At 65.6% G+C, this 20,901-nt stretch carries 14 protein-coding genes; 3 read left to right on the plus strand and 11 right to left on the minus strand.

Annotation, left to right across the window (positions count from 1 at the left end; genetic code table 11):
* Window positions 1–3: 3 nt before the first annotated feature.
* The 3 genes from L1965_RS00955 to L1965_RS00965 form a co-directional block, all read right to left on the minus strand.
* The gene (locus L1965_RS00955) at window positions 4–6,402 is read right to left on the minus strand and encodes a type I polyketide synthase (protein WP_235754538.1); all 6,399 of its coding nucleotides are present in this window, start codon (window positions 6,400–6,402) and stop codon (window positions 4–6) included.
* Window positions 6,399–6,572, minus strand: coding sequence for a hypothetical protein (locus L1965_RS00960; protein ID WP_235754539.1), 174 nt, complete (start codon window positions 6,570–6,572; stop codon window positions 6,399–6,401). Before L1965_RS00960 ends, L1965_RS00955 begins: the two co-directional genes overlap by 4 nt.
* A gap of 183 nt (window positions 6,573–6,755) precedes the next feature.
* Complete coding sequence (locus tag L1965_RS00965; RefSeq protein WP_235754540.1) at window positions 6,756–8,210, minus strand: hypothetical protein; 1,455 nt, start codon at window positions 8,208–8,210, stop codon at window positions 6,756–6,758.
* A 165-nt stretch (window positions 8,211–8,375) separates the two neighbouring features.
* Between L1965_RS00965 and L1965_RS00970 the strand changes: the two genes are divergently transcribed.
* Window positions 8,376–9,131 carry a WecB/TagA/CpsF family glycosyltransferase gene (locus tag L1965_RS00970; protein ID WP_235754541.1) on the plus strand — a complete coding sequence of 252 codons (756 nt, stop codon included), beginning with the start codon at window positions 8,376–8,378 and terminating at the stop codon, window positions 9,129–9,131.
* Between the two features lie 3 nt (window positions 9,132–9,134).
* On the opposite strand, the gene L1965_RS00975 is transcribed toward L1965_RS00970, so the two are convergent.
* Window positions 9,135–10,124 carry a glycosyltransferase family 2 protein gene (locus tag L1965_RS00975; protein ID WP_235754542.1) on the minus strand — a complete coding sequence of 330 codons (990 nt, stop codon included), beginning with the start codon at window positions 10,122–10,124 and terminating at the stop codon, window positions 9,135–9,137.
* A 181-nt stretch (window positions 10,125–10,305) separates the two neighbouring features.
* Between L1965_RS00975 and L1965_RS00980 the strand changes: the two genes are divergently transcribed.
* Window positions 10,306–11,181: a CpsD/CapB family tyrosine-protein kinase gene (locus L1965_RS00980; RefSeq protein WP_235754543.1), complete on the plus strand. Its 876-nt coding sequence runs from the start codon at window positions 10,306–10,308 to the stop codon at window positions 11,179–11,181.
* Window positions 11,182–11,186: 5 nt separating this feature from the next.
* Entirely contained in the window at window positions 11,187–12,413 is a 1,227-nt protein-coding gene (locus L1965_RS00985) for a Wzz/FepE/Etk N-terminal domain-containing protein (protein ID WP_235754544.1), read from the plus strand.
* A gap of 162 nt (window positions 12,414–12,575) precedes the next feature.
* Here the strand turns inward: L1965_RS00985 and L1965_RS00990 are convergent, their stop codons facing one another.
* The 7 genes from L1965_RS00990 to rpiA form a co-directional block, all read right to left on the minus strand.
* Window positions 12,576–13,262, minus strand: coding sequence for a sugar transferase (locus tag L1965_RS00990; RefSeq protein WP_277882920.1), 687 nt, complete (start codon window positions 13,260–13,262; stop codon window positions 12,576–12,578).
* A 557-nt stretch (window positions 13,263–13,819) separates the two neighbouring features.
* Window positions 13,820–14,143, minus strand: a complete 324-nt coding sequence (locus L1965_RS00995; protein ID WP_235754545.1) for a 2Fe-2S iron-sulfur cluster-binding protein — start codon at window positions 14,141–14,143, stop codon at window positions 13,820–13,822.
* Window positions 14,144–14,248: 105 nt separating this feature from the next.
* Window positions 14,249–15,805 (minus strand): DegQ family serine endoprotease, encoded by a 1,557-nt coding sequence (locus tag L1965_RS01000; RefSeq protein WP_235754546.1) that lies wholly within the window; start codon window positions 15,803–15,805, stop codon window positions 14,249–14,251.
* A 286-nt stretch (window positions 15,806–16,091) separates the two neighbouring features.
* Window positions 16,092–17,309 carry a protease modulator HflC gene (hflC, locus tag L1965_RS01005; RefSeq protein ID WP_235754547.1) on the minus strand — a complete coding sequence of 406 codons (1,218 nt, stop codon included), beginning with the start codon at window positions 17,307–17,309 and terminating at the stop codon, window positions 16,092–16,094.
* Complete coding sequence (gene hflK, locus L1965_RS01010; protein WP_235754548.1) at window positions 17,309–18,556, minus strand: FtsH protease activity modulator HflK; 1,248 nt, start codon at window positions 18,554–18,556, stop codon at window positions 17,309–17,311. The genes hflC and hflK overlap by 1 nt, the downstream gene beginning before the upstream one ends.
* A gap of 116 nt (window positions 18,557–18,672) precedes the next feature.
* Window positions 18,673–20,064: a glutathione-disulfide reductase gene (gene gorA, locus L1965_RS01015; protein WP_235754549.1), complete on the minus strand. Its 1,392-nt coding sequence runs from the start codon at window positions 20,062–20,064 to the stop codon at window positions 18,673–18,675.
* A complete protein-coding gene (gene rpiA, locus L1965_RS01020) occupies window positions 20,061–20,825 on the minus strand; it encodes a ribose-5-phosphate isomerase RpiA (RefSeq protein WP_235754550.1) in 765 nt (254 codons plus the stop codon). The genes gorA and rpiA overlap by 4 nt, the downstream gene beginning before the upstream one ends.
* Between the last annotated feature and the right edge of the window lie 76 nt (window positions 20,826–20,901).

Below are 20,901 nucleotides of genomic sequence, written 5' to 3' on the forward strand. Positions count from 1 at the left end.
GATCTACTCCGCGGCCTGCGCCATGGGCTGCGCGATCGCGGCCTCGGCCTTGCCGATCACCTCGCGCAGGCGCGCGGCCATCACCCGAACATTCGGTTCCAGCACCATGCTGTCATGATCGCCCGGAACCTCGACCACCTGCAGCGAGGGCGCAAAGCGGGTCAGGTCGTTGTCGGGAACCACATATTCCTTGGCCGAGCTGACCCATCGGCCGCCCGAGACCCGCCAGTGCCGGTCCAGCGGCGGGCGGAAAAGCACCACGCGCCCGTCGCGCGGCTGCATGTCGTAGCCAGGCAAGGCAGCACGGAAGGCGGACTCGATGGCGCTGTTGTGAAACTGGTTCGCGGTTTCGGGTGCCGCATTCGCCCGTTCCTGCTGCTGGCGTTTCCAATCGGCCCGGGCCTTCATCCATTCGACCAGATAGCCCGGTCCCTTGCGACGCAACTCGGCCAGCTTGATGAGGACCTTGTCCTGGCGGCTGAGCCAGGGCCGTATCGGCAGCGGCGTGTCCAGCAGCACCGTCAGGGCGACCTCCTCGCCCTCGGCCTCCAGTTGGCGCGCCATCTCCCACGCGATCAGACCGCCGCCCGAGAAGCCGCCCAGAAGATAGGGTCCGACCGGTTGAACCTGCTTCAATTCCGCGATGTAATCCCTTGCGGCATCGACGAAATTGTCATGCGGCTTGTCCTCGCCGAACAGCCCCCGCGCCTGCAGCCCGTAGAAAGGCCGGTCGCCGCCCAGAAGCTGCGCCAGATGCCGCAGGTTGAGCACGTTGCCGAACATGCCGGCGACGAGGAAGAACGGTCGCTTCGACCCGCCCTCACCCTGGTGCATCGGCACCAGATGCGTGAACCGCCGGGCGGGCGCCTTCCTGGGCGCGTCGGTCGTCTCGCCTTCCTGCGGTCCGATCCGGTCCTCGATCATCGCCGCGCAGGCCGCGATCGTCGGTGCCTCGAAGAGGACAGAGATCGGGAAGTCGACCGAATAGGTCTTGCGGATCATCGCGAACAGCCGGACCGCGATCAGCGAGTGTCCGCCCAGATCGAAGAAACTGTCCTCGACGCCGACCTGGCTGACACCCAGCAGTTCCTGCCAGAACCCGACCAGAGTCCGTTCGATGCCGTTGCGCGGCTCGACATAGTCGCTGTCAAGCTGCGGACGCTCGAAGCCCTGACGCTCCTCGGTTTCGGTCCCGCCATGTCCGGCCTGTTCGATGAGCGTGTCCAGCGGCATGGACGACACGATGACCTGCGCCTTGCCGGCCGCCAGCGCGCGAAGAAAGCCCTCGGCCCCTTCGTCGGGCCGGATGCCCTGCGACAGGTTATGCTGAAGACGCTCTTCAGCCGGCGAAAGCTTGCGGTCGGCCTTTCCGCCATCTGGAAAGATCACGTCGCGCTTGCCGGTCGTCGCGGCAAAATCCAGCGCGCCGTCAAGGCGATGGATGGTGAACCCCGAGATCTCGATCAGCACCTTCCCGTGCGGGTCGGTCAGGGTGATGTCGAAGCGCGCGAAGGGATTTTCACTGCGATTGTCGCCCGCATTGCGGACCCAGCTGCGTATTTCGGGCGTCAGCGGCGCATGCACCTTGATCGACGCGTAGTTGACGGGCACCCAGAGATGGTCGGGCTGATAGCCAGCGATGAGCCCCATCGCCCAACCGGTCGCAAGATCCATCAGAGCGGGGTGGATCGGATATCCCTGCGCGGGCTCTGCCCTGAAGGCATCCGGCAGCGCCAGTTCGGCCAGACCCTCGCCCTCGCCATAGGCGCGGCGGCGCAGGACGCGCCAGCGCGGTCCGAACCGCAGATGGGCCTCCTGAGGGCTGACCAGCCCCCTCGGGTCCGCCTCGGCATCGCGCGAACAGCGGGCGGAAATCGCCGCCAGATCGATCGCGTCGGCGGCGGTAACGCCAAAGCCGATCTGGGCCTGGGCGTTCAGCTCGTATCCCTTGCGGCCGTCGGACATCGCATCGCTGCGGATCTGGACCGCGTAGCCCTCGTCGTTGCGGGCCAGGGACAGCCGCATCTCGCGCGTGGTGCCATCGTCCACGGCCAGCGGACGGAAAAAATACAGGTCCCGGATCTCGAACGGTCCGGTTTCGCCGTTTTCCCGCAACGCCTCGGCGATCAGGTCCAGATAGCCGGTGCCCGGGATCAGCGCCTGACCAGCCCGTGTCCTGTGGCCATCCAGCAGCCATTGCCGCGTGGTGAATTCGGCGGTGAAGATGCGGTTGCCTTCGGCGTCGAAACTGGCCTTGTCCAGCAACGGCGTCGCGGCCTTGGTCACCGGCGCGGGTTCGGGCGTCGCAAAGGCCTCGGCCGCCATGCCCACCTCGGCCCAGATTCCCCAGTTGATGGCGGTGACGGCGGTCTTGCCGCCCGCCCGTGACTTGGCCCATGCATTGAGGAACTCGTTCGCGGCGACATAGTCGACCTGGCCGGCAGGCGCGATCACGGTCGAGGTCGAGCTGAAGACCACGATCCGGTCGACCGAGCCGTCGGGGAAGACCTTGTCCAGAACCTCGGTGCCGTGGACCTTGGGGGCAAAGACATTCTCGACGCTTCCCGGTGTCTTGGCCAGGATCGGCGCGTCATCGACGACGCCCGCGCCATGGATCACCGCGTCGATGCGGCCGAAGCGTTTCACGGTCGTGTCGCGTGCCGCCTGCATGTCCTGAATGTTGCAGACATCGGCCGTCAGGCAGATCACCTCGGCCCCGGCGGCTTCCAGCGCCCTGACCCCCTGAATTCGGGTGGCGATCGGGTCGCCGGGCGCGGCGGTGCGCAGCACGCGGTCCCACTGATCCCGCCCCGGCAAGGCCCGCCGCCCGACCAGCGCGATCCTGGCGCCGTGATCGCGCGCCAGGCGTTCGGCCACGGTCAGGCCGATCCCGCCATAGCCGCCGGTCAGCAGCACCACCGCGCCTTGCCGCAGCCCGTCGGTGGCCTGCGTCAGCGGCAGGTGTCGCCAGCCCAGCTCATAGCGGCGGTCACCGCGCAGGGCGGCCGAGAGATTTGCCGGTTCGGCCAGCATTTCCTCGAGCACGCGGTCGGTCAGCGCGTCCCAGGCGCTCTCGTTTCGCCGCCCCTGCGGCAGCACCAGGTCCAGCGCCGCGCAGGTCACACCCGGCAATTCGCGCGGAATCACCCGGAGCGGCCCGGCCATCGTCGCCTTTTCGGGATAGGGAAGCGCTTCTGATCGCACCTGCGCCGCACCGTTGGTCACCGCCAGAACGTGGATCGGTCGGGGCAGGTTTTCCTCGGCGATGGCCTGCGCCAGGAACATCAGGCTGTAAAAACCCTGCTCCTGGTTGCGATGGAAGAAGCTGGATCCGGGACGAAAGCTCTCGGTCGCCGTCACCAGCCAGAAATGCGCGATGCGCTGCGGCGCCAGCCCTGCCGCGACAAGATCATGGATGAGCCGGTCGTAATCCTCGCGACCGCGTTCGGGCGAGATCGTGAAGCGGTCCTCGCCCGTCTGGGCGAAAATGTCGCCCGCGCGCACCTCGATCACCCGGTGTCCGGCCTGACGCAGACGCGCGATGGCGCGTCCCGCCACGCCACCCTCATCGGCAAATACCAGCCAGCTGCGCGGTTCGGACAGTTCCAGCTCGTCCGCCTCGACCTCGGTTTCCGGCGCTCGCGGTCGCCAATGCGGCTGCCAGCCCCAGTTCTCGATCCCTTCGACGCGCTCTGCCCACTCTTCCTCGGGCAGGCTTTCGGCCCGGCCGGGTTCAATGAAATAGCTGTTTCGCTGGAACGGATAGGTCGGCAGCGGCACCCGGTTCCGGCGAGCCTCGCCCCAGATCGGGGTCCAGTCCACCGGCACGCCAAGCGCCCAGAGCCGGCCCACCGTGGCGATGAAGAATTCGTCATCGGGGACCTCCTGCTGGGGGTGGCGCAGGGCCGGCACGACCTGGTTGGCGGGAATGCCGTTGGCCTGCACCAGCGAGGACAGCGCCCGGCCGGGACCCATCTCGATATAGACGCGGCATTTGCGGTCCATCAGATGTGCGACACCGTCGGCGAAGTTCACCGTGTTGCGAAGATGCGCGACCCAGTAGTCGGGACTGGTCGCCTCGGAGGCGGTCAGCGCCTTGCCCGTCCGGTTCGAGATGACGGGAATCCGCGGCGCATTCAGGCTGATCGCCCGCAGATAGTCACCGAACCGCGCGAGGATCGGCTCCAGCATCCGGCTGTGCGCCGCGATGTCGATCTGGATGCGCTGCGCCTCGATCTCGTCTGTGGCCAGCCGGGCCTCCAACGCGTCCAGCGCGGCTTGCGGCCCCGAGACGACACACAGGTCGGGGGCGTTGATCGACGCCATGTCCAGATCGTCGGCCCAGTAGTCTTTCAGCGCCTCTTGCGACAAGGGCACCGACAGCATGCCGCCCGGCGCGATCGTGTCGAAAAGCTGGCCGCGCAGATGCACCAGCCCGATGCAGTCCTCGAACGAGATCACGCCGGCCAGACAGGCGGCGGTGTTCTCGCCCATCGAATGGCCGATCAGCGCCGCCGGCCGGACGCCCCAACTCAGCCAAAGCTGCGCCAGCGCATATTCCGTGATCATGATCAGCGGCAGCTGGACCGACGGTTTCTTCAACTGTTCGACGGCGTTCGCCATGCCCTGCGGCTCGGGCAACCAGAGCGCCCGCAGATCATAGTCAAGGCTGGGGACAAGGTGATCCAGCCCCTTGTCCATCCATTCGCGGAACACCGGCTCGGTCTCGTAAAGGTCGCGCGCCATGCCGGCAAACTGGGCGCCGCCGCCGGGGAACATGAAGATGCTTTGGGGACGGTCCGGCAGTTCCTGATGGGTGAAAACCTCGCGGGGGTCGGCCTCCTCCAGCTTGCGTGCGGCCTCTTCGTGGCTGTCCGCGACGACGATCCGACGATGCTCGAACGCGCGGCGGCCTTCCTTGAGGGTCCAGGCGACATCGGCAAGATCCTGTTCGGGATGCGCGCGCAGATGCGCGGCAAGGTTCTTGCCGGCCTGATCCAGCGCCGCCTTGCTGCGCGCGGACAGGACCAGCAACTGGAAGGGCCAGTCGCTTGTCTCGGAGGCGGCGCGTTCCGGCGCTTCTTCGACAACCGCATGGGCGTTGGTGCCGCCGACGCCAAGGCTGTTCACCCCGGCCCGCCGCGGCGCGCCCTTGAGGCGCGGGAACGGGTTCAGCCGATCATTCACCTTGAAGGGAGAATGCTCGAAATCGATGGCGGGGTTCGGCGCCTCGTAGCCCAGCGACGGCGGGATCTGGCCGTGATACAGGGCCATGCTGACCTTGATCAGGCTGGCGACGCCTGCGGCGGTGTCGGTGTGGCCGATATTGGTCTTGACGCTGCCGATGCCGCAGAAGCCGCGCTCCTGCGTGGTTTCCTCGAAGGCCTGGGTCAGCGCCGCGACCTCGATCGGGTCGCCCAGATAGGTGCCCGTGCCGTGGCATTCGATATAGCCGATCGTGTCGGCGCTGACGCCCGCCACGCCATGCGCCTCGGCCACGGCCCGCGACTGTCCCTCGACCGACGGCGCAAGGTAACCCGCCTTGGCCGCGCCGTCATTGTTGATCGCCGTACCGCGGACGACCGCCCAGATATGGTCGCCATCGGCAATCGCATCCTCGAGCCTGCGCAGCACAACGCAGCCCGCGCCCGATCCGAAGACGGTCCCCTGCGCGCGGTGGTCGAAAGCATGGCAGTGGCCATCCGGCGACAGGATCTCGCCCTCTTCGAACAGATATCCCCGTGCATGGGGCAGTTCGATGGTCACGCCGCCGGCCAGCGCCATGTCGCACTCGCCGTTCAGCAGCGACTGCGCCGCCAGATGCACGGCCACCAGCGAGGTCGAACATGCCGTCTGGATCGACAGGCTGGGACCTTTCAGGTCGAAGATGTGGCTGACGCGCGTGGACAGGAAATCCTTGTCGTTTCCGGTGTGGCGCAGCAGGAACATGCCGGTGTTCTTCACCAGGTCCGGGTTCGAGCAGATATTGAAATAGAAATAGCTGCCCATCCCGCAACCGGCATAGACGCCGATCGGACCATCGAACTCCTCGGGCGTGTGGCCCGAATCCTCCAGCGCCTCCCAGGCGCATTCCAGGAACTGACGGTGCTGCGGGTCCATGATCGCCGCTTCCTTGGGCGACAGGCCGAAGAACTCGGCGTCGAAGCGCTCCAGCCCCTCGAGGATCGAAGCGGCGGGCACATAGTTCTTCTGACGCATCCGCGCGGGGCTTTCGCCGTTGGCGATCAGCTCCTCGACCGACAGGTGGCGGATCGATTCAATACCGTCGCGCAGGTTCGTCCAGAACCGCGAAACGTTCGGCGCGCCCGGCAGATGCGCGGCCATTCCCGTGATGGCGATTGCCCCTTCGGGGATTTGCACCGAAGCGTTCTGACCAGTCATCGCGCCACCCATTTCAATTGATCTTTCGGTAACAGCGCCGGATTGTAATACCGAATCGACCAGAGCATTTCATGCCCCGCCACATGACCTGCACCAGCAGAAGGCGCCTGAAAATGCGGCATTTTCACCGAGCGCAACCGATATGCGGCCGAAGCCGGGTTCGTCATCATTTCTTATGCACCAACGCAACCTTGAAAACAGACATAACAGGTAAATCGCAACTCCCGCCGATTAAACCTGCCGCTTTGGACAGGTCGGATCACATGCGCCGTGGCCCCAGTCGCGCGATCCTAACATGAACAGACCTTCCCGATCGAATGAAACCGGGCCCGAGGGTTAACACGCCCCGTCCCCTACAGCAGCGTGCGCGGCCCCATCGCGGGGCGGCCCACCAGCCCCGAGAACGCCTTGCCCCGCGCCGGCGATGCCGGGGACGAGGCCGGCAATGCCGCGTCCAGCGTATCCTCGCCGCGTCGCAGCCGCTCCAGATAGCCAAGCATCGCGCCCGAGAACAGCCACGTGAGCGGCGTGATCGTCGCGTTCGGAAGCAGGTCGATCAGATTGGCGGCCAGGACCACCGCCACGCCGCCCGCCAGCACCGACACCTCACGGCCCGCCGCGCGGTGCGCCCGCCCCAGCAGAAGGATCGGCAAGGCCAGCAGCCCGAACTGCCCGATGAAACCTGCAAAACCGGCATAGCCAATCGCGATCACCCACAACCCGTCGGCGGTCGAGATCGGCTCGCCCGTGGCCGCGTCGTGAATGGTGCTGCGTCCCCAGCCCCCCCAGCCGAACAAGGGTCGCTGCATCGCGTGACGGAGGAGGGCGTCCTCGTTGTCGAAGCGGAACTTCAGCGATTGCGCGCGCTCGTCCGAGATCCTGCCCGCCATCTCGACCAGACGATCGGTCGGTATCACGTCGAACGTGCGCAGCACCGGATAGCTCATGACCAGGAACGCCAGCAGCATCGCGATCTGCGCCAGCCTGCGCCCGCTTGCAAACAGCAGTGCCGGGATCAGCAGCAGCGCGTAGAGCAGCGCCGCCATGCTCTTGCACAATACCAGGACGATCAGCAGATAGATCGCCGCGCCGTACCAGCGGTTCTTCATGTCGGGCCCGGCCTCGCGCGCCAGCACGACCGCCAGCATGGCCGACATCGAGGTCAGGATGGCGATCCACAGCCCGTGTTCCAGAAACACGATCGGCCGGAAGCCACCCTGCCGCATCATTTGCAGGAAGTCGTGCTGGAAGAAGCCGTAGATGAGGATATGCAACTGCGGCGACATCCGCACCTCGTACAGCATGGGCAGCGAATACCACAGGAACGAGATCACAAGCGCCGTCGCCAGGTGCCGGACCGCGTTCCGGTCGTTCAGGAACTCGCGCGCCAAAGCCCAGATGCACAGGAAACCCAGTTGCCCGATCATCACCGAGGCCGCATCATAGGGACGCAGCGCCGGCAGTGTCGTCTGGCTGTTGATCAGGATCGGGTCGCCATTCGTGGCCACGGTCAGCAGCGGGCCGAGCAGCACCAGCCAAGCCAGGATGCGACCGGACGTGGTTTTCGGCATCAGCGGAACCAGTCGACCCAGCAAAGCACTGGCGAAGATATAGCCGAACAGCGGCGGAATGCTGTATTTGCTGAGGCCCGGAAGACCCGGCAGGTCCAGCACCGTCGCCGCCGGAAGCAGCAGGTAGCCTGCGAGGATCGACCAGATCACCGCCGCGCTGGTCGGCATCCGCAGATACATGGCCAGCGTCACGAAGGGCCAGATGGACATCATCAGGATGGCAAGACTGTTGGGCATCTGCGGATCTTTTGCACGCAACTCGAACTGGCAACCGGGCCTGATTAGCACAAAGCGCGCCAGGCACAAAGCGTCGGCGATTGCCCCGCGCCCTCAAAAGTGGAAGATAACGCAAAGAATGCGGCCGATCCGTCGGTCGCACGGCGGATCGGGACAGGTTTCTGAATGAACTTCACCTATGACGGTCACACGATCCGTGTGAATATTCCGGACCAGGCAGCGCTGATGGCGGCGCTGACCCGCCGGTTCCGGGAAGGCCGCGGCTTTGCGCTTGCCACCATCAATCTGGACCATCTTGTCAAGCTGCGCTCGGACGCCGCGTTCCGCGATGCCTACGCGGCGCAGGATCTTGTCGTCGCCGACGGGAACCCGATCGTCTGGCTGTCGCGACTTGCCCATCGCCCGGTCACGCTGGTTCCCGGGTCCGATCTGGTCCTGCCCCTGTCGCGGCTTGCCGCGGCCGAAGACATCCCGATCGCGCTGATCGGGACGACAGAGGCGGCGCTTGACGCCGCCGCGCGGCATATCGAGGAACAGGCGCCGGGTGCTTCCGTCGTGCTGAAGATCGCGCCCCCGATGGGGTTCGATCCCGACTCGGATGCCGCCGTCGCAATGCTGCGCCAGATCGAGGCCAGTACCGCACGGCTGTGCTTCATCGCCATGGGCGCACCGCGCCAGGAACGGCTTGCGGCGCGCGGCCGGCTTGAGGTTCCGTCGGTCGGCTTCGCCTCGGTGGGCGCGGGGCTGGACTTTCTGGCCGGCAACCAGCAGCGCGCCCCGGTCTGGGTACGGCGCATCGCGATGGAATGGGTCTGGCGGATGCTTTCGGCGCCCCAGCGGCTTGTACCGCGCTATGCCAGATGTGCCGCCATCCTGCCTGCCGAGGCGGTCAACGCGATCCGTCAGCGCCGCGACGAATAGCCGTCACTTGTATTCGATCAGCCCGGCCCGGCGGCCGCGCCATCGGTTCAGCCAGTAGGACAGCACACCCTGCGCCTCGGCAAACTTGCCCAGCACGGTGAAGGTTGCCATTTCCCAGGACCGCCTCCGCGACAGGCCACGCCGCGCGGCCAGCCGCAGAATCTGGGCCGGATAGGCCATCGCCAGAAGCAGCGCCAGCGCGGGCGAAAGGAACAGCAGCAGCAGCACGATGACCAGCGGCAGACAGGCGCCCCAGACCACCGCGCGCCGAGTCTCGGCCACCCAATGCCGGTCCGGCGGCGCGCCGTGCAGGGACGCGCCCTCGGCGAAGGCGTGACCCGCCCGTCTGGTCCGCCGCCACCACTGCGAAAAGCGCGTCATGGCCGCATCGTGCAATGTCATATCGGCGTCCAGCCGCCAGACCTGCCCGCCTGCGCGGCGCAGCCGAAGACACAGTTCGGGCTCCTCGCCGGCGATCAGATCCTCGCGATAGCCGCCCGCCATCCGCAGCGCCGAAACACGCATCAGCGCGTCGCCACCGCAGGCCATCGCCTCGCCGACCGGAGTGTTCCATTCGGCGTCGCACAGGCGGTTATAGACCGACGCATGCGGAAAACGCTCTCGCCGTCGCCCGCACACCACGACCGCCCGGGGGTTCCCTGCCAGAAACTGGCGGGCCCGTGGCAGCCAGCCGGATGCCAGGATGCAGTCCCCGTCGATGAAATGAAGATATTCGGGGGGATCGTCCATGGACAGGATGTCGTGCAGGCCGGCGTTCCGCGCCCGCGCAGCGGTAAAGGGCCGGTCCATCGTCAGGGCCACGACGCGCGCACCGCTGGCCTCGGCCGCCAGCACGCTGCCATCGGTCGAGCCGCTGTCCACATAGACGATCCGCCGGACACCGGCCCGCCGCAGCGAGGCGAGGCATTCGACCAGCCGCCGCCCCTCGTTCCGCCCGATCGCGACGGCATCCACCACGCCGTTCCCAATCATGTGTGCATCCGCGCCTTTCCTCATCGCCACAACCCGCTTACCCTTCAACCGTCCCGGCGAGAACCGGGAATTCTGACACAGACACATGTTCTAATGTATAAATTGATTCCCACACAGCATCTGTTACGCAGACCCAGTATAGGTCAGACTGCGTCACACGGTAACGGTCAGGTAACGAGTCATGAACTCTGAGACGCCGCAACATGCGCAACGAACGGTGTCTGCGTCGCAGACACCCGCCAAGGTTGCGCGTCTGCGTCTGGATCGTGGCAACCGGGTCGAGGAATCCGGCCCCGAGAGCGCCAGGGAGTCACAATCCTGGAGGGAATTGCGGGCGTTGCCGCGGGATGCCGACACGATGCGCCGGCATCGCCTGTTCGTCGACAACAGCGACGACGACATCACGCGGCGTTTCGATCTGCTTCGAACGCTGCTGTCGGACACGATCGAGGAACATGGCATCACGCGGCTTGGTGTGACCGCCCCTACCGCGGGGTCGGGCACCTCCTTTGTTGCCGCCAATCTTGCGCTGGCGATGGCGCGCCGCCCCAGTGCGCGGGTGCTTCTGGCAGACATGAACCTGCGGCGTCCGGCTCTGGCGCGGATGTTCGGGGCGACGGCACCGACCCCTGTCGCCGACCTGCTGACCGGGCAGAATGCGGCCGACCAGCATCTGCGCCTGTTCGGAAGCAATCTCGCCCTGCTGCTGAATTCGCAGACCGTCGGAAGCAGCGCCGAAATGCTGCACGACCCCGCCGCGGCCGAGGCGCTGCGCGAGATGCGCCAGCGTTTCGATGCGACGCTGGAGATCTATGACCTGCCGCCGGTGCTGGGGCGCGACGACGTCCTGTCCTTCCTGCCGCAGCTGGACGGCGTGCTGATGGTTGTTGACGGGACGCGCAACACGGCCGCGCAGCTGCGCGCGGCAGAGGAGTTGCTGACCGGACGCACCCGACTGGTCGCAGTGGTTCTGAACCGCGGCGAGATCCGCCGCTCGCTTTACGAAATCATCCAGAGCATACGCAGCCGCTTTCAGCGCGGTCGCAACAAGGAATAGAGGTCATGGGCAGCCTTGGTTCGGTAAGCGATATTGTGGCGATGCTCTGGCGTCGTCGCTGGATCATGGGAACGACCATCCTCGCGGGTGCGGCGATCAGCTACCAGGTCGCGATGAGTCAGCCGCACAGCTATGCGGCCTCGGCGATCCTGCAGATCGAGACACCTCGTTCGCTGTCCGAAGGACCGCGCGGTTCCGGGGGCGGAATCGCGGCGGGATACTGGTTGCAGTTGGTGCAGGCCCGGCTGATGGTGCGCGAGAACATCGAGACGCTGATCCGGAAATACGATCTGTTCGCCGACACGCCGCAGATGTCCGACGCGTTGCAGGTCGACATTGTCCGGCGCGCCTTCCGGATCGAACCGATGACGGGCGGACAGTACTATGCCAATGCCGAACAATGGCCCGGCGTGCTGCGCGTCACCGCGACCATGTCGACGCCGGAACTGGCCGCCAGCATGGCCAATGAGATGGCTCAGAGCGTGCTGGACCTGAACGCGAACACCCAGTCCGAACGGACGCGCGAGACGCTGGAATTCTACAGCCGAGAAGAGGCGCGGATCGCCAGACAGATCGACGCGGTCGAGACCGAGATGGCCACGTTCCGCAACGAAAACCTCGAGATCCTGCCGACGACCACGCTGGACAACCGACCGGACGAGATGCGGACGATCGACCTGGAACTGAACGAAATCAGCGGCGACCTGCTTGAAGCACGCAGCAAGCTGGCAGAACTGACCTCACGCGGCAACCTCGCGACGGTCGAGCAGCGCGACGCCCGCCAGCTGGAAAGCCGCATCGAACTGCTGTCGGCCCGTCAGCAGCAGCTTCAGGAACGCATGGACGATATCCGAGCCTCGGGCCGTCGCAGCGTGAATGCCCAGGCGCAGATGGATGCCTATCAGCGTCGCCTGGAGCAACTGCGCGAGCTGCAGGCCGAGATGGGTGGACGCCGCGCTGCCGCCGAAACCGCACAGCGCCTGAACGCCGAGCAGGAGGGCGAGCAGTTCATTCTGCTGGAGCCGGCAATCGAACCGGACTATCCACTGTCCTCCGGTCGCAAGAAGATCATGGTCTTCGGTCTTGCCGGGTCAATGGGTCTGGCCCTGGCCTTGGCCCTGTTGCTGGAACTCCTGAAGCCGGTCTTGCGCTCGGCAAGCCAGATGGAGCGATCTTCCGGCCTGCGCCCGGTCATGACCATCCCCAACATTCCGGACAAGAAGCGCGGCTGACCAGGCCCCGACCGGCCGGCCGAACCGCGTCCCCGAACCGGCCGTCGGCAGGTTCTCAGGGAAGCTGACACCACAGACGCCCGTGCCGAACATGAAAAACCGGTCGCCTCTCGAAGACGACCGGTCACAACCTTGGGCAGAATTGTCCTGCGCGGCGGCGAGCTAGCAACCCGTTGCGCGCATCACGACGCCGAAGGTGCGCACCAGGATTCCGACATCGCTTGAAAGCGACAGGTCACACTCGTAACGGTCGTCGTACCAGGCGCGTGCCGAGAACGAGGACTTGTTGCGGGCGGCGGTCTGCCAGAAACCCGTGATGCCCGGCCGCAGCTCGAAATAGCCTGAGCCATCATACATCGACTTCTGTTCGGGCAGCATCGGACGGGGTCCGACAAGGCTCATATCGCCTTTCAGAACGTTCCACAGCTGCGGCAACTCATCCAGCGAACTGCGGCGAAGCAACCGGCCGAACCGCGTCACGCGCGGGTCGTTCTGCAATTTCTGCGTCTGGTTCCACTCTTCGCGCGCTTCCGGATTCTGCTCGAGATAAGCAGAAAGCCGCTGATCTGCGTCAACAACCATGCTGCGCAGCTTCCACATGCGATACAGCTTTCCGTTCCGGCCAACTCTTGCCTGCGAGTAGAACGGCATGCCGCCTTCACGCAAAACGAGAAGCGCAAGAATAAACACAATCGGAATGATCAGCGGCGCGGCCAGCAAAACCAGCAAAATGTCCAGAGGACGCTTGAACAGCGTACGGTACAACCACGGCCTGCAGGGTTTGGAGGAATTTACGCCCGTCCCGGGAACAACGGCAACCATTTGATTTTCCACTGTCATATCGCCCATACTGTTACACATGACAGTCCCAGGCCCCGGTGCAGGGGCTACACATCGCCCCTCGCGTTTCCAATGGCCTACCCCGCCAGGCTTGCCAACCTTGGCGCCCTTTTCGCACGGAGCTGGGATGTCTTTTACTAGACGGACAATAACATCTCGGCACGTTTCCGCCCATCCGTAAAACTTTAATAAAGTCTGAAATGACCTGCCTTTTGGGACAGGTCGGCCAGAGCCGGACACTTGAAAGTGCGTGGAACGATATGGAATTCAGCTTAAGGTTGTGCCGTGCGTCTTATTGTATTGCGATCGCAATCAATCAGGCTTTTCCACGATTCGTCGTCGCGGCAACACGCCATATCCTGACCGTTTTGCGGCTGGGCGCGGCGAAGACGATCTGCCCGCCGCCAGATCGCCGCAACGCCATCAGCGTGCGGGGGCCGATGATGCGGATGCACAAGGACCGCGAGCCGTCACCCCGCCATCAGGCGAGGACAGGCAAAGCCTTGGCTGCAATTCGCGGTTGTTCCGTCAGTCGGGTCCGGATCCGATGGGTCGGTCGAACGCGGTCAGATCTGGCGTTCCGGCATCTGGACGACAAGCCCATCCAGATCTTCGCTGACCTTGATCTGGCAGGTCAGGCGCGATCTTTCAGGATCGGGTTCATAGGCGAAATCCAGCATGTCCTCTTCCATCGGATCGCGCGGCGGCAACTTGTCGATCCAGGCGGGGTCCACATAGACATGACAGGTCGAACAGGCGCAGGCTCCGCCGCAATCGGCCTCGATACCCGGGATTCCGTTGTCCCGGGCGCCCTCCATGACCGTCATTCCGGGCTTCACCTCGACGTCGTGCCGGGTGCCGTTGTGCTCGATATAGGTGATCTTCGCCATCGCTCATCTTTCCCTTGCTGCGCGCCAGATAGGCGATCAAGGCGCCAATGAAAAGGGGCGCGTGCCCGACGCGCCCCGATCCGATATCCGCCTGGTGAAGCGCGGCTATTCGGCCGCGTCGATCGGCAGCGCGACGAAACGCGGTTCACCGGCGCGCCGGATCAGCACCAGCAACGACTTGCGGCCAGCCTCGCGCGCTTCGTCGATGCGTGCGGACAGGTCCGCCAGGGTGGTGACCGGTTGCTGGCCCGCCTCGGTGATGATGTCGCCTGCGGCAAGACCCTTGTCGGCCGCGTCGCCCTCGGGATCGACGGCCTTGACCACCAGCCCCTTCATGTCGCGCGCGACGCCCAGCTCGGCCGCCAGTTCCGGCGTCAGCGTGGCCAGCGTCATGCCCAGCATCTCGGTTTCGCCGGGGGTCTGCGGGCTCGGGTCGGCCGGGCGGCCCTCGGCCAGTTCACGCCGCCCCAGCGTCACGCTGAGCGTCTGCGGGCGGCCATCGCGCTGCACGATCACCTCGACCGCCTCGCCGGCCGGCGCTTCGGCGACCCGGCGGACAAGTCCGCGCGTATCCTCGACCTCGGCACCGTCAAAGCTGGTGATGACATCGCCCGCCTGCATCCCCGCGTCCTTCGCGGGGCCCTCGGGAACATCGGTAATCATCGCGCCGCCCTCACTGGCCAGACCCAGCGCCTCGGCCATGTCCGGGGTCACGTCCTGGATCTTGACCCCCAGCCAGCCACGGCGGGTCTCTCCGTATTCGGTCAGTTGCTCGACGACCTTGCTGACGACATTGGATGCCATCGAGAACCCGATGCCGATCGATCCGCCATTGGGCGACAGGATCGCGGTGTTCACGCCGATCACCTCACCGCTCATGTTGAACAGCGGGCCGCCCGAGTTGCCGCGGTTGATGGCCGCGTCGGTCTGCAGATAGTCATCATAGGTGCCCGACAATTCGCGGTTGCGGGCCGATACGATGCCGGTACTGGCGGAAAAGCCCTGACCCAGCGGGTTGCCAAGCGCCATCACCCAGTCGCCGACCCGTGCGCCATCGGAATCGCCGAAGGTCACGAACGGAACCGGCTCATCGCTTGTCACCTTCAGCAGCGCGACATCGGTGTTGGGATCGGTGCCCACCACCTCGGCCGGAAGCGTCGTGCCGGAATAGAACTCGATCTCGATCTCGTCTGCGCCTTCGATCACGTGGTTGTTCGTGACGATGAAGCCGTCGGCCGAGATCACGAAGCCCGAGCCAAGCGCGTTCGACCGCTGCGGCATCTGGCGACGCGGCTGACCATCGGGGGCGGGCATGCCGGGAAAGCCGAAATCGCGGAACAGGTCCGAAAACGGGCTGCCCTCGGGGAATATCGGGCCCGGCCCGCCAGTGGGCTGGGTTACCACAGAGGTCGTGGTGATGTTGACCACGGCCGGTGAAACCTTTTCGACCAGGTCAGCGAAACTGCCGGGCATCACCTCCGCCGCGCGGTCATCGGTGACATTCTTTCCCAGAGGCTGGTTGCTGTTCGCTGCCTCCTGCGCCTGCTGGCTGGCTTCGGGAGACACGCCGGTCGTCGCCTGCTGCGCGGCTGCAAAGCCAAGGCCAACCGTCACGGCAAGCGCCGACGCGGTCAGGAGGTGCCGAGGAGAGAGCGTTTTCATGCTGGTTGTCCTCATCTTTCGAAAGTCGTCACGGCGCCGACAGGGTCCGGCCGCGATGGGTTGGATATGAAGGGGATTTAGTCACTCATTGCAAATAAACCACGCTCTCGGACGGTGAACTGATCGTGACTTGATGCCCTGGCGCACAGGTCGACCCCGTGCGGCCAAGCCTGTCCCATGCCCATGTGCCATCTCGTTCCCTTGCCACGATCACAGCGCGGCGCATGCGGTGGCCGGCCTTATGGGCGCGCCGGGGCGGTCACGCAGTCGCGACCGCCCCAAGCTGTCAGTTCCCGGCCGGGGCCGTGGAGTCATCCGTGGTGCCATCGGCAGAAGCCGCGTCGTCCTGCCCCTCGTCCTGAGCGTTGCCACCATCCGCCGCGTCGGTCCCGGCACCGTCAAGCGATGCCGCCGGGGCCACGACCTCGGAGGATTCCTGCGGCGGTGTCGTCAGACTTTCCGGAACCGGCGTCAGCTTGACCCCGGCGGATTCGCCAAGCGGATTGCCCTCGCGATCGGTGACGGTCGGCGTGACCAGGTTCTCGTCCGAATCCGGCTGCGAACTTTGGTCAGACGCCGGCCGGCTGCTTTCGACAGGCACGGCGACCGGCGAGGGGTTGGCACGGCTGGCGCCATCGTCGCGCAGATAGCTGAAGAATTCGCCATCCGGTTGCAGCACCATCGAGCTGTTCTCGCCCTTCAGCGCCCGGCCATAGGACGTCATCGACCGGGTGAACGCGAAGAATTCCGGGTCGCGCCCGAACGCGTCGGCATAGATGGCGTTGCGTTCGGCATCGGCCTCACCGCGAACGATCTCGCCCCGTTTCTGCGCTTCGGACGTCAGCTCGACCACGGTCCGGTCGGCAGCGGCGCGAACGCGCTGCGCGGCCTCGCCACCGCGAGCGATCTCGTCGGCCGCCTCGCGCTGGCGCTCGGCCCGCATTCGCGCATAGGTCGCGTTCAGGTTCTGCTCGGGCAGGTCGGTGCGCGTCAGCCGCACATCGATGATCTCGACGCCCAGACCGGCCGAATTGCTGCGCGCCTCGTCGCGGATCTGGTTCATCAGCGCGGTCCGGTCATCCGACAGCACCATCGTCGACGGCACCGAACCCAGCACCTCGCGGATGGCGGCATTCACGATCGGCTCCAGCCTCCCCTGGGCAACCTGGATGCCGCCGGTACCCACCGCCTGGCGGAAGCGCACCGGATCCGTGATCCGCCAGCGCGCGAACGCGTCCACGACCAGTCGCCGGTCGTCCAGGGGGGTCACCTCAAGCGGGCTGGTCGGCAGGCCGAGGATGCGGTCATCATATTTCACGACATTGTCGAGGAACGGGACCTTCACGCCCAGACCGGGCTCTTCCTTGACAGCGATGACCCGGCCAATCCGCAGCACCAGGCCTTTTTCACGCTCGTCGACGATGAAGATCGAGGCCATTCCGACCACGACCACCACGATAACGGCCGGGATCGCAATGGCTGCGAGGGTAAGTCTGCGGGCCATCAGTTCGTCCCTCCACTGGTCATGTTGCCGCGATTGCCGCTATTGGCCGCATCATTGCCGGAGCTGCTGCCTGGTCCCGACGAGGAACGGCGCAACTGGTCCAGCGGCAGATAGGGCACGATACCCGATCCGCCCTGCCCCGACATGCCTTCGCCGATGATGATCTTGTCGACGTCGCCCAGAACCTGTTCCATCGTTTCCAGATACATGCGGCGACGCGTGACTTCGGGCGCCTTCACATATTCCTCGTAGATGGAGTTGAAGCGCGCGGCCTCACCCTGGGCATTGTTCACCGCCTCGGCGCGATACCCCTCGGCCTGTTCCACCATCTGCGCCGCGTCACCGCGGGCCTGGGCCAGAACACGGTTGGCATAGGCATCGGCCTCTTTCTCAAGCCGGTCGCGCTCCTGCTGGGCCGCCTGGACCTCGCGGAACGCATCGATGACCTCGCCTGGCGGGTCGGCACGGTCAAGGTTCACACGCACGACGTTGATGCCCGACTGATAGGCGTCCAGCGTCCGCTGCACCGCCTCGCGCAGATCGGTGGCGATCGAACCACGATCCCGGTTCAGGATCGGCGCCAGCTCGGACCGCGCGATGATGTCGCGCATCGCGGATTCGGCCACGGCGCGCATCGTGTCGGCCGGATCGGCAAGATTGAACAGGTATTTCTCGGGGTCCGAGATGTTCCAGACCACCTGATATTCCATGTCGACGATGTTCTGGTCGCGGGTCAGCATCAGACCGCTGTCCATCGGGCCGGAGCGTCCGGTGCCGATCTCGGTCACGCGCTCGTTGGTCACCGGCACCACCTCGGCGGTCACGACGGGCCAGGGCGCGAAATTCAGACCTTCGCTGCCGACCGAAACCGCACGCCCGAACAGGAACTCCACGCTCTTTTCGTTGGTCTGGACACGGTAGAAGCTGGAAAAGGCCCACAGCGCAAGAACCGCAAGCCCGGCGACGGCAAGCGTCGAACGGTTCATGTTGAAGCCCGGCCCCGACGGGCGTCCGCCGCCGCCACCCGAACCGTTGCCGCCGCGCCCACCCATCAGCACGCGAAGCCGCTCCTGGCCCTTCTTCATCAGTTCCTCGATCTCGGGCATCTGTTCGCCCTGGCCGGGCCGACGTGGCCCCTTGGGGGGTTCCTGACCGCCCCAGGGACGATTCGACGGACGCTTGCCCTGATCGTCGCCATCCTCTCCATCGCCATTGCCGCCGCCGCCCCAAGGGCCCTGATTTGCCATCCGTTCGACCTTCTTTCCCTGTCAGTTCTGCCTGTCGCAAACTGGGGTCACATGACCAAATGTCAACCCTGCGGACCCCGTTCGGCCACCATATTCGGCTGCGGCAGTCGGCCGCGCTAGACCGCGCCGGGGTCCGTTTCCTCCCGGATCCGGCGGACCGGATGCCGCATCGTGACCAGTTCTTCGGCGGCCGTCGGATGCACCGCCATCGTGGCGTCGAAATCGGCCTTGGTCGCGCCCATCGTGATGGGGATGGCGGCAAGCTGTATCATCTCGCCGGCATCGGGGCCAAAGATGTGGCAGCCCAGCACCTTGTCGGTCTCGGGATCGACCAGCAGCTTCATCAGGGTCCGCGCATCCAGCCCCGCGAACATCGACCGCATCGGCCGGAAAACCGCCGAATAGACATCGGCCGCGCCGCGCAGCCTTGCCTGTTCCTCGGTCAGCCCGATTGTGGCCAGTTCGTGGGGGCGCAGATAGACCGCGCTGGCGATCAGGCTGTGATCGACCTTGCGGGCCCGGCCGCCGAAGACGGTGTCGGCGAAGGCATGGCCCTCGCGGATCGCCACCGGCGTCAGGTTCACCCGGTTGGTGACATCCCCCACCGCGAAGATCGACGGAACCGAGCTCTGCGACCATTCGTCCACCTCGATCGCGCCGCTTTCCTTGCGATGCACGCCGGTATTTTCCAGACCGAGATCCCAGCTGTAGGGCTGGCGACCGGTGGCAAAGAACACCGCATCGAAATGCTCGACCGTTCCATCGTCGAAATGGGTCGCGATCCGCCCGGCGTCCTTCTCAAGCCGGGTCGGCGACAGGCCAAGGCGCAGATCGACGCCAAGTTGCTGGATCTGCAGGCTGGCCATCTCGCGCATCTCGCGGTCGAAGCCGCGCAGCACGGCATCGCCCCGATAGGCCTGCATGGTGTCCACGCCAAGCCCGTTCAGGATCGTTGCGAACTCGCAGGCGATGAAGCCGCCGCCGACCAGAAGCGCGCGCCGGGGCAGGTCTTCCAGCAGGAACAGATCGTCAGAGATCAGGCCCAGCTCTTCCCCCGGAATACCGATTCTGGCGGGACGGCCGCCCACCGCGATAAGGATGTGCTTGGCCGTCTTGCGGCTGCCGTCGGCCAGCTCGACAGTATGATGATCCACCAGACGGGCGCGCTGGTGATGGATCTCGACCCCGCTTTTCTCGGCGTTGTGAGTATAGGCACGTTCCAGGCGGTTCAGCTCCTCGTCAAGCTTCTCGCGGAAGAAGTGCCAGTCGAAAGGGCCGGTTTCGGCGTGACACCAGCCATAGCCGCGCATCTCGTCGGCCATCTGTGCGGCCTGCGCGGCAAAGATCATCAGCTTCTTGGGCACGCAGCCGCGTATCACGCAGGTTCCGCCCATGCGGCTTTCCTCGGCAAGCCCGACCCGGGCGCCGTGCTCACCGGCCGCGATGCGCGCCGCGCGCACCCCGCCCGAGCCACCGCCGATGACGAACAGGTCATAATCGAATGTCATGACTGCCAGCCCCTTTCGCCGGCAAGCAGATCGGCGTCCACGCCCTCCTCGCGGTCGAGTTCGACCACGCTGCCATCCGCCTTGCCGATGATGGTCAGATCGCACATGCCCAGGAACAGGCCATGCTCGACAACGCCCGGGATCGCCGACAGCGCACGGGCCAGCGCCGGCGCATCGGGGATCACCTCCAGATGCAGATCAAGGATGAAGTTGCCCTCGTCGGTGATCCAGGGATCACCGCCCCGCAGGCGCTGCATCACCGCGCGATCGCCCAGATCAAGGCCTTCAAGCGCGCGGCGGATCAGCGTCCGGGTGGTCTCGAATCCGAATTGCAGCACCTCGACCGGCAGCGGGAACGCGCCGAGCTGCTCGACCACCTTGCCGGGATCGGCGATCACCACCATCCGGTCGCTGGCGGCGGCGACGATCTTTTCGCGCAGATGTGCGCCGCCGCCGCCCTTGATCAGATGCAGGTCCGGATCAACCTCGTCCGCGCCGTCGATGGTCATGTCCAGCCAGCCGATCTGGTCGAGCGTGGCGATCCTGATTCCAAGGCTTTCCGCCAGGTCCGCCGTCGCCTGCGACGTCGCGGCGCAGCGAAGCGACAGGCCTTCGTCGCGAACGCGGGCGGCCAGTTCGCGCACCATGATGCTGGCGGTCGAGCCGGTACCCAGCCCCAGTTTCATGCCGTCCCGCACCAGCGCCACGGCGGCGCGTGCGGCAGCCAGCTTGGCGGGATCGACCGGCGACGATTGAGACATGAAACGCTCCTCCATCTCGGTTTCGGGACCTTATAGGCGATGCCTGTCGAAAGGGCGAGAGGCCGTCGTTCACGCG

The organism is Paracoccus salsus, assembly GCF_021556615.1.
GTDB classification, from domain to species: Bacteria; Pseudomonadota; Alphaproteobacteria; order Rhodobacterales; family Rhodobacteraceae; genus Paracoccus; species Paracoccus salsus.

Bases quoted from the DNA above. Each gene is read 5' to 3' on its own strand.
- hflC (WP_235754547.1), bottom strand. From the start codon at position 17,309: ATGGCCCGCAGACTTACCCTCGCAGCCATTGCGATCCCGGCCGTTATC.
- L1965_RS00975 (WP_235754542.1), bottom strand. From the start codon at position 10,124: ATGATTGGGAACGGCGTGGTGGATGCCGTCGCGATCGGGCGGAACGAG.
- L1965_RS00955 (WP_235754538.1), bottom strand. From the start codon at position 6,402: ATGACTGGTCAGAACGCTTCGGTGCAAATCCCCGAAGGGGCAATCGCC.
- L1965_RS00960 (WP_235754539.1), bottom strand. From the start codon at position 6,572: ATGATGACGAACCCGGCTTCGGCCGCATATCGGTTGCGCTCGGTGAAA.
- L1965_RS00990 (WP_277882920.1), bottom strand. From the start codon at position 13,262: ATGGGCGATATGACAGTGGAAAATCAAATGGTTGCCGTTGTTCCCGGG.
- L1965_RS00980 (WP_235754543.1), top strand. From the start codon at position 10,306: ATGAACTCTGAGACGCCGCAACATGCGCAACGAACGGTGTCTGCGTCG.
- L1965_RS00985 (WP_235754544.1), top strand. From the start codon at position 11,187: ATGGGCAGCCTTGGTTCGGTAAGCGATATTGTGGCGATGCTCTGGCGT.
- L1965_RS01000 (WP_235754546.1), bottom strand. From the start codon at position 15,805: ATGAAAACGCTCTCTCCTCGGCACCTCCTGACCGCGTCGGCGCTTGCC.
- hflK (WP_235754548.1), bottom strand. From the start codon at position 18,556: ATGGCAAATCAGGGCCCTTGGGGCGGCGGCGGCAATGGCGATGGAGAG.
- L1965_RS00995 (WP_235754545.1), bottom strand. From the start codon at position 14,143: ATGGCGAAGATCACCTATATCGAGCACAACGGCACCCGGCACGACGTC.
- L1965_RS00965 (WP_235754540.1), bottom strand. From the start codon at position 8,210: ATGCCCAACAGTCTTGCCATCCTGATGATGTCCATCTGGCCCTTCGTG.
- gorA (WP_235754549.1), bottom strand. From the start codon at position 20,064: ATGACATTCGATTATGACCTGTTCGTCATCGGCGGTGGCTCGGGCGGG.
- L1965_RS00970 (WP_235754541.1), top strand. From the start codon at position 8,376: ATGAACTTCACCTATGACGGTCACACGATCCGTGTGAATATTCCGGAC.
- rpiA (WP_235754550.1), bottom strand. From the start codon at position 20,825: ATGTCTCAATCGTCGCCGGTCGATCCCGCCAAGCTGGCTGCCGCACGC.